Genomic DNA, 12,175 nt, shown 5'->3' with positions numbered 1-12,175 from the left:
CTATAGTCATAGCTTTAAAAGCTATGCGCTTTTATTTTCTCTTTTCTTAATAATCTCTAAAGCGTTTATGCACATGGTTTCTAAAACCTTTTCTTGTCCGACCAACTCGTTCATCAATATTCTAAAGACCATTACATTTTCATGTGCCAATTCTTTTCTCTGTACTTCACGTGAGCTTAAGAAACTAACAATGTCTTTTATGGTTCCCTTTAGAACATTTTGTTGCTCGTACACCGCAAACAGCACTTGAGATTCATTTAAGTGGATACGGTTGGTAATTTTATCTTCTTTAGCAACCGTCCAAGCAATATTCTGAAATTGTTCTTGAATAATTCCATTTGGAGCTATTTCTCTTATAGCAAAATATCCATTTTTTAAAAATTTTTCTTCAATAGTTTCTCTATTACTTGGTAGACTGAGTCTATCCATTATCTCCTCATGATATTGAATAATATTTTGTAGTATTTCTCTATTATTTTGGATTTCACTTTTGATATTCTGAACAATCAGTTTTGTTCTTTTAGCCTCATTTTTTTCATTTTTCCATTCGTTAATAAATAAAGCAATGAATACACTAAATATGATCATTAATGACTCTAAGATAATCTTGGACCAAAATGATTTTCTTTTTGACATAAAATTTTGTTTTAAATTAAAGCTAGCAGTTTCAATTAACGGTTGGTTTTGGGATTAAATTTACTCTTTTTCTATTAAGTTATTATCTATTAGTAATTGAGTTTGTAAATTGTAAGGGATAATACTTTTTATTTTTAAGTGCTTTGAAAAACCATAATTACATTTTCGATATTTCTCTTTTCTAAGTTCTCATGTTCAATGCCAAAATAGATAACAGCACTTCCACCAAACCTACTTAAATCTGAATTTTCATCATTACAATCGAGTTGTAATAATATGCTATAGTTTTTTGAAATTTTTTGAGCTTCTGTTTTTTTTGATTTGTAATCTTCAATAGTTTTAATATCCAATTTTTTAGCTGCAAAATCGAAAACGACACTAGATTGAATAGACCTGTCTTCTCCAAGAACTTGATGGAAATTATCGACTTGTTGATTTGTCAAATTATCAATAAAATTAACTATGTTCTCATGAAAACCATCAAAATCATTATATTTCAGGTCGTATTTTTTTATTTTGTAATTTTCATCATCCGGTAATGTGTAATATTTAAAATATTTAATTTGAGCAGTTTTAAACTTACTATCTAAAAAGTATCCTTTAGGGAATTCAAGTCGTTCTATGTTTTCTGTGTTTTCAGAATAGATTATTTTATAACTTGATTCTTTGTTAAGAAATCCAGGATGATTTTTGTCTATATATACAAAAACATACATCATTCCAGTTTTCGGAAGTTTATTTTGTAAATCGTATTTACTTAATTCGGTTAAATTGTATTGAGCACAAAAAGTTAAATATTCATTTTCAAATTTTGGCCATTCAAAATCTTTTGGTAAATCTGGGTTTCCACCAATTTTAGACTTTCCAATTCCAATTTCACTATCATTTTTTGATTGAGTTTTTATTCCGATTGTAGGTACTATTAAATCAATTATTTCTAATTTATCTAACTTTTCAATAGGATAATTAGATTTGATAATATGTTTTTTGATTTTTTTTAAGTTATTTTGACTAAAGTCAAATAATGAAGATAAAATAGCCATTAAATTTGATGTTTTTGTGGAGGGGCAAATGAGAAATTTAGTTGTAATAAACTATATTTTACTACCCAATCTTTCTATTCAGGTAGAATTAAATTGAACGCTTCACTTTCTTTATAATTATTAAATATAGTTTTATTTAAATTATTACCTTTTATTCTATACCGTACACTTCCCAATCTTTTTCGTAATCTTTAAAAACAAAAACGGTAACACTTTTGTAAGCCTTTTCTCCTTTAATTATTAAGTTAATATTGGCATTTCCTGTTTTACCATTCGAATTTGTTTGAACAGAAATTCCACCTGTTGGGATTAAACCAAAGCCTTTAATAGTTCCAACTTCTGATGCTAACTCTTTATCGTTTAGTATAAACTCTTTCGATATTTTAAACGCATCCGTATTAGGGATGATAATGATTAAAATGGTTTGAATTAATAGGCTAAAACAAATAAATCCAATTCCAATTTTATTCCAAATAGTCTTTTTATTTAAAGCCTTTCGTTTTTTAATCCCATCTAGTAATACACCGATGAGTCCAAACAGTATTAATACCCATCCAACAGATTTCGATTCCCAAAAGAAATTGACAGGAATTATTCGACTTATAAAACCATAGATTAGTAATAGTAAGCCAAGTCCGAGAGTAGCCTTTGTGAAGTTTTTTAGTTCTTTAATGTTTTCCATTATTCCAAGCAATTTGTTAAAGCATTAAATTATACTTTAGAGTTTTTATTTCAATTCGTAAAAGTATTCAGATTCACTATTCCAAAAATCTGTGATTTTTTTCGGTCCATTAGAGTAGTCTAGTTTAGCGTTTTGGTTATGTTCTAATATTTCTAATAGCTTCTTGTCAGATTCAATTTTTTCTTTAATTGTAGTAATTTGCAGTGCAATTTGCGAATCATTCAATCCTCGTTGCTTTAACCCCAGTTTTATTGATTCTATATCTACAGATAAGTAGTTTTTCATGCCAGTAATCATTCCATTGATTAAGTTCGTGTCCATAATCATAAAATCAAATTTAACAGGACTTTGATCTAACGGAATAGTTTTGTCGTAATAATGTTTTAACTCAGTATTTTGTATTAGTTGCTCTTTAGTTAAATTAACAATTCCATTTGAGTCGGTTGGAATAAAACTGTAAGTATAATAACTTAAAGAGTCTATATAAATGTTTAAATGGCAGAGCACATTTTCCAGTTTTAATTTCTCGCCGTTATTATTTAATAGTTGAACTGAGATTTTGTTGGGTAAAATAGGGTGTTTTTTATGTTCTGGTACGCCTGTGTTTTTGGCTGTACTATCATTTTTTATTACATTCTTACAAGAAAATGCTACTATTAATAATACCAAGTAGATTGTTGTTTTCAAATTGTAGGTATTTTCTTGTTTAATACTAACTTCTTTTGCAATTTTGAAACTGGGTTTTTCTAACCACATACTTTAAAGGCACATTTTTAGAGTTATAATTGGGTTATAAATTGTTGGTAATTGATTTTTTATTTAAATTCTTTATTATTTCCTCATCTTGGAATGTACGAATTCCATTTTCATAGTTTTTTAAAAAATATTCGTTATAACCTGTTTCGTTAATTCTTTCGGCAATATTTTTTTCGGTTAGTAATAATTTTGGCTTAGGAACGGTTAAAGTTGCTATTAGAAAATCAAATTCGTCCATTTCATTAGTCCAATCAATTTTAAGAAACCCATTTTCATCAATTATTTCAGGTTCATTTTCTAATTGATAGTCTGATTTACTCCAATTATAATCTTTATAAATTTTTGCCCATCTTTCTTTTATTATTTCAAGAGTTTTATTTTTCTCTAACTTTGGATTTATCAAAAGTCCAACTGTTCCCCAACTTTTATTAAGAGAAGGACCTGATTTTTTCCATAACCCTTCTGCTGAAGCCATTGCAAAAGCTTGACTTTCTAAATTTTTGGCATTCTTAAGAGTTTCTTTAAATCTTAAAATATAGGCATTTCCAAACTCAGTTTTTGGATGATTTGTAAGAATCATTGTATAAGTATTACTTCTTGAGCTTGATTCTCTTCCGTATCGAATTCTAATTTTTAATGGAATTTTATTTTCCGCAGATTCCAAATAGAGTTTTCTCCACTTCACACGTTTTGGTTCATTACCCCAAAATAAAGAACCAATTATTATTGCTCCACCTTTGAATTCCATTTCAGTAATGTTTTTAGTTTTTAACTCACAATTTTTCAGCCCTTCTTAGGCAATAACACTATTTTTTTCGGACTCTTAATTGTTCTATTTCTTCAATTGTTAGGCCAGTAAAGTTTGCAATTTTTTCTATAGGTTCATCAACCCTTTTCATGGCTTTCGCTATTTCAATTTTCTCTTTTCGTTTAGCTATTTCAGTAGCATCTTTTTTAATTTGTTGTTCTAATACATATTTAGGAACATACTTTGTGCTTTTTTTCAACTCATCTAAAAGCCCGATGTCTTTAAAGCTTAAATAACTTTTGGTTGAAATAATTAAATGGTCAATTACCTCTGTATCTACAATAATTCCTACTTGAATAAGTCTATCAGAAATATCTTTGTCAGATTCAGATGGTTTTAATTCACCACTTGGATGATTATGACATAAAATTATCTTAACCGCTCTTTTTTGTAGTGCAAAACTAAACACTTCCATAGGTTCTGCAATCGTTTTATTTACAGAGCCAAGACTAATTAATTCAATAAATAAAATTCGATTGTTATTTTCTAAACCAATTACCCAAAAGTGTTCTCTATTTTGGTCAATCTTACTTTCTCTTAGTAAAATACGTTGCATAATTCCGTAGATATCATCGGAATTCAGGACTTTAATCTTTTCTTTTTCGCTTAGTCTTATATCCATAGTATAAAAGTAAGCTTTTATTTTAAACTAAGAAATGGATTGTGAGGTTTGGAATGTTTGTGGCTATGATTTCGTTGCGAGTTGAAAATCCAGAAGGTTTTCCACTGTAGAAATCTAACCGGTTAAAAGTAACTAATTTTCTTTTTAAAAATATATTTAGCAATGAATTATAGTCATTGTTGTGCGTAGTTTTTTACCAATTCGGTTTCACGTTATTTAAATATTTATCATAAATCTCTCTATGGTACAGATTTTCATTAACAAGTCTAAAGTCAAAATTCTGCATAATATCATACTCTTTGATTAAGAACAAAAAGTTTGGATAACCTAAATGTACAATCAGCGAATTGTATAAAATCAGATAAAGTTCATCGGATGATAATTGTGCTCTTACCAAACTTGCATAAAATTGTTTTTTTTCCTTTGGTATAAGTTTTGAAAAATAAATGAACTTAAAAATATGATATACGTTTCTGTAATAATGACTTAATATTTGCTTGTAATCCTCAAAATAAAATTCTGTGTAAGCTTGAATCAATCTTTCTTCAGCTACCTCTATTGATTCAGGTTTAAACTCTTTCCAATTAGTTTGACCAGTTGAAGACTTATATGGAAGTGTATTAGAACCTTCGATTTTACTGTGTAAATCAATAAAAGCTTTAGATAAAACAGCTCTTTTTTCTAATGGTTCTGTTTGTCCAAGAAACTGATTTCTGTCGAAATTTAGTTTATCAACTAATTCGTGGTGCAAGCTTAATAGTTGAAAAAAAGTATTCTCAAACCTTTGTATTTTGAGTGTTTCACTTTGTTCCTTAAATACCTTTCGTGTTTCAGAAAGTTCGGTTCTTTGTAATTCAAACTCCTTTATTTGTTGATTGAGAGCATCGACTTGTGCTTCTAATGCTTGACGATTTATCTTAATGTCATTTCGTTGCTCTGTTAGTGCTACGTAAAATAAAATTACTCCTGCTAAAGACCATAATGAGCCAACTATTCCACCAATGAAGTCTCCAAATTGAGCAATTTTTTCAGAATTTAATTTGCTTGAAACATTGAAATTTTCTTTCCAAATAAAGAAACCTATTCCTGTAAGAAACAAGAATAGTCCAATCCATAATAGTCTTTTGCTGTTTTTTTCTGTTAACATTTCTCAATTACGTATAGCGATTAGTATATTATCTTGTTGTTCCTATTTTTTCTATTTCAATAACATCATATAGAGGTAATACTCGGTCAAATGAACCTGAATAACCAACACGATTATTATAAGGAGCATTTTGTGAGTCCTTTTCTTTCAATTCATTTAATTTTGATTTTAATTCCTGAATATCTTTAACACCAAACAGCCCTTTTACCTTGTTGAAATGTTTTTTTGAGACCATTTTGTAAAACAATTCTTTTTTGCCTTGAGAGTTATAAACATAAGTTTTGGGGAACCAACTTTTTCCATTCATATTTGCAACATAATAACATAAAAGGTCGGCTAGAACAAAATCAGATTTGTCCATATTTTCTGGAATTCTCTTTATGATTAAATCCGCCATTGAACTAAAGAAATTTTGAGAATAGGTTTCCTTATAATATTTATCAATGGAATCAACATGCCTATATAATTCATCAAAGGTTTTAGGTTCATTATTATAGTTGTTATGTCGGTCTTTAAAGAAATAAGTTGAGTATAATACATCCTCAACGAACTTGTAGTTTTCATTTTTTAACCCGATGGCCACCAGATAAATTAATAATTCGTGGTTTATAATTCGAAAATTATCAAATTCAAATTGAGACCAACTAGACCTTGATTCGTCAGGGGTTTCTAGAAGCGGCAATTTCTCTAGAAAATTAATAAGGATATCAAAATCAAAATCTATTTCCAATTTCGTTAATTTATTTATGAAATCTAAAAAGTCATTCCTAAGCTGGGTATATTGATGAATATTGTCACAAATTTGTTTGCCGATTCCTATATAGTCTCTTCCTTCAAATTCAATTTTGAAGTCTTTCAGGTTGTTGTAGAAAGTATTTAGGAAATCTCTAATTATTGAATTTATTCTTTTAGGATGTTTGTCTATTTGATAATCAAACGTTCTCAATATTTGTGAGGTTTTGAATGATTTAGGTGTTTCCTCGAACAAATATTTCGGTGGTGTGCCAATTTTGGGTTTTTGAAATGAAGGTCTTTGATAGATGTTCCTCAATAGTTTCTCATAATTTTCTTCAAAATGTTCATTTGAAGATAAGTCTATATAAATTCGACCGTCAAGGTAAGTTGGAATAAATGCGTTTCCTTCGCCATCTCTTTCAGTAACTATAGGAAGAAATTTTTCTTGCGAAGCATTTTTATAAACGTTTGGGCTGATAATTTGTGTTTCTGTTCCAACTCCCCCACTTCTTGAATCTGCTTTTTCTGAATATGTTTTATCTAGGATAATTAAAACCTTATTTATTTCGGGTGATTTTACCATAGATTCCATAAAATCAAACATGTCATGACCTTCCTTCAAATCCCATTTGTCAATTATTACTTCTATTCCGTCTGACATTAATCTTTCTGCCAGATTAATAACCCATTCCTCATGCTCAGGCGAAGACCAACTATATGATATAAATACTTTTTGTTTCAATTTCTGATTTTAGTTTAAATTACCCACAACTTGTTTATATGCGTACCTTTTATCCGTTTATAAATCCTAATTGGTAGTGTAAACGGAAAATATGTGGTTTCTTGAAGTTCCCAATATAGTTTAAATGAAGTAGTGAAAATTACGGTTTTCCATACTTTAAATACGGTTTTTCCGTAAATGTTTGTGTATTCGGTTTTGTGATGGGCAGATTACTTCATTACACGGTGCTTCATTCGTAATGACGTTTGGGGAATGTGTTTCACTTTATTTGTAATGATGTTAAGTAGTGTCATTGCGAGTGTAACGAAGCAATCTGTTTGCTCGGAGTTCTTGATAGGCAGATTACTTCGGTCATAATTTCCCTCGTAATGACGGTGGGTAGATTCTGCAAATGTCAAAAAAGTGTAAAAGAAGTGTCAACGCTCTTAAAATGAATATAAAAAGCCAGATATTTGTAAGTTGTATGCGTAAGAAAACTATTTTTTATATCGGTGTGTTTTTAGTGTTGCTAGGAGTAATTTCCTGTAGTAAACGAGATGCTTTTTCAGAAAGAGTAAAAGTGTCGGTACGTAGTATTGGTCATGAATTATTGCTAAATGCACATGATATGACTTCGTTGGTGTTACCCGTAAAAGAACTCAATGCATCAAGGTATCAATTAAGTTTTCAAAATAATTTAGAAATTCATCCAGATAGTTTGGTCTCTATTGTCAATAGAAACTTTAGTACGGCAAATTTTTCTACCCATTATATTTTAGAAGTCAAAGATTGTGAACACAAAGAAGTAGTATATAGCTATGAAATGCAACAAAAGGAAGAGAATTCTATTATTCCTTGTAGAGGAAGACTCTTACCAACCGCTTGTTACATCATAGAAATTCAGTTTTTACAAAAACAATTGGCAACTTCTCAGCCTTGGTTACTTTATGGAGGCTTACTAGTGCTACTTTTTATTGGCCTTTTTGTTTTTCTAAGAAGTAGGAATAAAAAGGAAGTGGTAGCAAAGACTTCAGAAGATATGCAAACATTAGGGATATTTGAGTTTTATCCGGAGCAAAACAAGTTGGTAAAACAAGCTACGGAAATCAGCTTGTCTAAAAAAGAATGCGAGTTATTGGCAATTTTCATCACAAAACCCAATGAGATTGTAAAAAGAGAAGAGCTTACCAAAAAAGTGTGGGAAGACAATGGTGTTTTTGTAGGGAGAAGTTTAGATACCTATATCTCCAAACTACGTAAAAAATTAAAAGACGACGCTTCTATTAAAATTACCAATATTCATGGGGTAGGCTATAAGTTAGAAATCAATTAAACTCTTACTTTTGTAGCATTAATTACTGTCAATGCTTTTTAAGTTAGAAATACCCACACCTATCAATCAACCTATTCAATTACCTATTTTAAAAGAAAAAGGAATTGAGTTATGGATTAAAAGAGAAGATAGCATTCATCCTTTTGTATCGGGTAATAAATTCAGAAAGCTCAAGTATAATATTACCAAGGCCCAAGAAGAAAAACAGCATACCTTACTAACTTTTGGAGGCGCGTACTCCAATCATATTGCTGCTACGGCCGCTGCTGGTAAAATGGCAGGATTCAAAACCATTGGAATTATTCGAGGTGATGAATTAGCAAAAGATATAGAACGCACCCTTGCAGGAAATGCTACCCTAAAACATGCCGTAGAAAATGGTATGCAATTGAGGTTTGTATCAAGAGAGTTATACCGAAATAAAACTTCGGAAGCATTTATCAAAGAACTCCAAAATGAGTTTGGAGAATTTTATTTAGTACCTGAAGGAGGAACCAATGATTTGGCCATACAAGGTTGTGAAGAGATCTTAACTTTTGAAGATGAAAAATTCAATTATATTTGCTGTGCTGTAGGTACTGGAGGGACCATTTCTGGATTGATAAACTCCATAAAGGAACACCAAAAAGTTATCGGGTTTCCAGCTTTAAAAGGAGATTTTTTAACCTCAGAAATACAGCAGTTCGCAAAGCGGAACGATCATTGGAGTTTACAAAATGCGTTTCATTTTGGTGGATACGGAAAATATACTCCAGAGCTTATTCGTTTTATAAATGAGTTTAAGGTACAAACAAACATTCCGTTAGATCCTATTTATACTGGGAAAATGCTATTTGGAATTTTCAAAATGATTGAAAACGATGCCTTTGAAAAGGGTAGCAAAATTTTAGCAATTCATACGGGAGGTTTGCAAGGAATTGATGGTGTAAACCAGAAGTTAAAAAATAAGAATCAAGAATTAATACAGGTTTAATGAAGTTATATTTAAGATTATTTATAGTAGTTACATTTTTAGGATTAACAAGTTGCGATACCAGTAAGCGTGTGGTAAACTCACAACCTAAAAAGGTTATTGTTAAGGAAGATGTAGAAACAAAACCTGATGTTGTTCAGTTAGAACAGGTAAAAAGAAAGACCAAAACAACGGTTAATAATACAGAAGAATATATCTTAAAATTTGCTCCTATTGCAGTTAAAAAGATGCATGAGCATAACATCCCAGCAAGTATTACATTGGCGCAAGGAATTTTAGAATCTGGTAGTGGAAGAAGTCCGTTAGCAATTCGTTCTAACAATCACTTTGGAATTAAGTGTCATAGAGGATGGAAAGGAAAAAGTGTAACCCATGATGATGATGAAAAAGGAGAATGCTTTAGAAAGTATAAATATCCAGAATCATCGTATGAAGACCATTCACAGTTCTTAATAACTCGTAAGCGTTATGCTAGTTTATTTAGATTACGTCATACCGATTATAAAGGTTGGGCATACGGATTGAAAAAAGCTGGATATGCTACCGATAGAAAATATCCGCAAAAATTAATTGCCTTAATTCATAAATACGATTTAAATAAATACGATCGAATTCCGAAAAGAGGAAAAAAAGGAAAACGAGTAGTAGCGCAAAACTCATATTATAAAGTTCAAAAAGGAGATACTTTATATTCTATTGCAAGAAAACATAATATTTCTGTAAAGGAGTTAAAATCAAATAATGGTTTAAGAGATAATACCATTAGTATCGGTCAGGATTTATTAATAAAATAAAAAAAGAAGGAGTTTCCTCCTTCTTAAAAATTGAATTGAACTAAGAACTACTACCAAGAGTAGTTTTTCTTTTTGGCCTGTTTTTTAATGGCCTTAATCATTACACTTTCTAATTCATTGTTTTTTGCATTAGCTTTTTGCTTTTTTGCAATAAACTGTTTCCTCTTCTTATTCAATTCCTGAATTTTTTGTTGAATTTCTTGGCGCTCTTTACTTTTCGTTTCAACGTATGTTTTAATTTCTTTAGTAGACTTACTTCTTAAGTGTTGCGGTAATTGTTCCTTCTTTAACTTGGTATAGTCTACTTTTTTATCTTTTGAAGCATCCACTAAATCCCAAGAAGAATTATTATACAATCGAGAACTTTTACTTACGGCACGCTTAACTACAACAGCTTCGTTTAACTCTTCTGCATTGGTATCTTGCAATGCTTGTTTTTGATATTTAGAATATCCGGCATTTCCATAGTGGATATAAGTTTTGTTTAATTTCTTATTTAAAATAATAATATCACTATCATAAGGTGTTACAATATGTACAATGTTCTTGTTGTGGTTAATGGTCATATAATCTCCATTTCCAAAATACGCTCCGTCTTGCCACATACCAGAAATACCATCGTTGTAATTACCACAAAAAATAGTATTGATGGTAATGTCTTTTTCTTTTGCGTTGGTAATAGCATCTTTATAATTAATCTTTCCTTGCGTAAATGGTTCGTTACCGGCAATAAAAATCATTTTTAAGTCTCGTTCATTTTTTCCCCATTCCAATTCATTTAATGAAGTTTGAATTACTTGTCCGCAAAACTCACTTCCACCATTGGTGCTTAAAGAAAATAAACGTTCAGAGATTTCATCTAAATCACTTGTAAATTGTAAAACCTGACGAATATATCCTTCTCTAGAAGATAAACGATCGTTTCCATATTCATACAACGCGATTTTTAAATTCGGGTTCACACCTTCACATTTCGCATAAGACAATTCATTTACAATATCCCACAACTGAGACTTTGCCTGGTTGATTAAACCGTCCATGCTATTACTTGTGTCTAATAATAAAGCAACTTTTATGGTCTGCTTTTTAACCTTTTCAATGGGAGTCGTATTCGCATAACTACTTACAGAAAGTAGAAGTCCGAATAGGAAACTAAATTTTAAAACATGATTTTTCATAATTTTTGGTTTTTAATTATTGTTTAATTAAAAGCTTGGTGTTATTTAATTTCAAATACTACATGAATAGATGATATTAGTTTGATGTTTTCAAATTGTACTACATCTTTTCTATATGATTTGACTTTTGATATACTGTAACTACTCTGATTTACGTTTAAATGATTTAGTTGCGCAAAATCTTGTAATTGATGTTCTGTTTCATATACCTTCAATGGCTTTCCCGTACCAGCGTCTATAGCATTTAGTAAATACTTGGCCTTTTCTTTAGCCGCTTTAATAGCCGCAATTCTATTTTTCTTTTTAAAAGTTGTAAGCTCCGAGTGTGTTGCTTTGATAATATTGGTGTCTGTAATTTTGAGTTTTTCGAAAATTTCAAATACCTTTTTTAGTTTTTTAGGACTCGTAACTTTTAAAGAATATTTACCCGTTGATAATACTTCTTGCGACCACCAACCCGTTTTTGAAATTACAGAGTTGATATCTGAGATAAATAAATTCTCTTTCGGAACTCCAATTTTTTCTAATTCATTTTTTAGCGAGTTTTCTAATTCATCTAAACTTGTTTTTTTACCACTCTTTACTTTTTCCTTTAGTAAAAGATCAATATAGATTTCATTCGGGCTTATTTCTAATTCTGCTTTACCTGTCACTTCAATAAAAGGAGTGTCCTTTTTACTAGATTGACTAAATGATAAACTTGTACATAGTACTAATATGATAACTTGTAATACTTTCATAACTTAT

At 30.1% G+C, this 12,175-nt stretch carries 13 protein-coding genes; 3 read left to right on the top strand and 10 right to left on the bottom strand.

Features of this window, described 5'->3' with window-relative positions:
* Window positions 1-21: 21 nt before the first annotated feature.
* The 8 genes from Q0873_RS12340 to Q0873_RS12305 form a co-directional block, all read right to left on the bottom strand.
* Window positions 22-636: a hypothetical protein gene (locus Q0873_RS12340; protein WP_299107660.1), complete on the bottom strand. Its 615-nt coding sequence runs from the start codon at window positions 634-636 to the stop codon at window positions 22-24.
* Between the two features lie 134 nt (window positions 637-770).
* Complete coding sequence (locus Q0873_RS12335) at window positions 771-1,679, bottom strand: DUF1963 domain-containing protein (protein ID WP_299107657.1); 909 nt, start codon at window positions 1,677-1,679, stop codon at window positions 771-773.
* A gap of 151 nt (window positions 1,680-1,830) precedes the next feature.
* Window positions 1,831-2,361, bottom strand: a complete 531-nt coding sequence (locus Q0873_RS12330; RefSeq protein WP_299107654.1) for a hypothetical protein — start codon at window positions 2,359-2,361, stop codon at window positions 1,831-1,833.
* 45 nt (window positions 2,362-2,406) lie between these two features.
* Entirely contained in the window at window positions 2,407-3,048 is a 642-nt protein-coding gene (locus tag Q0873_RS12325; RefSeq protein WP_299107651.1) for a hypothetical protein, read from the bottom strand.
* A 103-nt stretch (window positions 3,049-3,151) separates the two neighbouring features.
* A complete protein-coding gene (locus Q0873_RS12320) occupies window positions 3,152-3,865 on the bottom strand; it encodes a hypothetical protein (RefSeq protein ID WP_299107648.1) in 714 nt (237 codons plus the stop codon).
* A 58-nt stretch (window positions 3,866-3,923) separates the two neighbouring features.
* Complete coding sequence (locus Q0873_RS12315; RefSeq protein ID WP_299107646.1) at window positions 3,924-4,547, bottom strand: JAB domain-containing protein; 624 nt, start codon at window positions 4,545-4,547, stop codon at window positions 3,924-3,926.
* Between the two features lie 193 nt (window positions 4,548-4,740).
* On the bottom strand, window positions 4,741-5,694 hold the full coding sequence (locus tag Q0873_RS12310) for a putative phage abortive infection protein (RefSeq protein WP_299107643.1): 954 nt from the start codon (window positions 5,692-5,694) through the stop codon (window positions 4,741-4,743).
* A gap of 28 nt (window positions 5,695-5,722) precedes the next feature.
* Complete coding sequence (locus Q0873_RS12305; RefSeq protein WP_299107641.1) at window positions 5,723-7,171, bottom strand: SEFIR domain-containing protein; 1,449 nt, start codon at window positions 7,169-7,171, stop codon at window positions 5,723-5,725.
* A 430-nt stretch (window positions 7,172-7,601) separates the two neighbouring features.
* Here Q0873_RS12305 and Q0873_RS12300 point away from each other — a divergent pair, with 430 nt between their 5' ends.
* The 3 genes from Q0873_RS12300 to Q0873_RS12290 are packed head-to-tail and all read left to right on the top strand — an operon-like array spanning window position 7,602 to window position 10,250.
* Complete coding sequence (locus Q0873_RS12300; protein ID WP_299107639.1) at window positions 7,602-8,483, top strand: winged helix-turn-helix domain-containing protein; 882 nt, start codon at window positions 7,602-7,604, stop codon at window positions 8,481-8,483.
* Window positions 8,484-8,514: 31 nt separating this feature from the next.
* Complete coding sequence (locus tag Q0873_RS12295) at window positions 8,515-9,456, top strand: pyridoxal-phosphate dependent enzyme (RefSeq protein WP_299107637.1); 942 nt, start codon at window positions 8,515-8,517, stop codon at window positions 9,454-9,456.
* Window positions 9,456-10,250, top strand: a complete 795-nt coding sequence (locus Q0873_RS12290) for a glucosaminidase domain-containing protein (RefSeq protein WP_299107634.1) — start codon at window positions 9,456-9,458, stop codon at window positions 10,248-10,250. The genes Q0873_RS12295 and Q0873_RS12290 overlap by 1 nt, the downstream gene beginning before the upstream one ends.
* Before the next feature lie 50 nt (window positions 10,251-10,300).
* Here the strand turns inward: Q0873_RS12290 and Q0873_RS12285 are convergent, their stop codons facing one another.
* Both Q0873_RS12285 and Q0873_RS12280 read right to left on the bottom strand, forming a co-directional pair.
* On the bottom strand, window positions 10,301-11,428 hold the full coding sequence (locus Q0873_RS12285) for a hypothetical protein (RefSeq protein ID WP_299107632.1): 1,128 nt from the start codon (window positions 11,426-11,428) through the stop codon (window positions 10,301-10,303).
* Between the two features lie 41 nt (window positions 11,429-11,469).
* Window positions 11,470-12,168: an SIMPL domain-containing protein gene (locus Q0873_RS12280; RefSeq protein ID WP_299107630.1), complete on the bottom strand. Its 699-nt coding sequence runs from the start codon at window positions 12,166-12,168 to the stop codon at window positions 11,470-11,472.
* Window positions 12,169-12,175: the final 7 nt, after the last annotated feature.

The organism is uncultured Tenacibaculum sp. (assembly GCF_947498805.1).
Lineage (GTDB): Bacteria > Bacteroidota > Bacteroidia > Flavobacteriales > Flavobacteriaceae > Polaribacter.
The sequence above is the reverse complement of the archived record's forward strand: the minus strand, read 5'-3'. Positions and strand labels throughout refer to the sequence as shown.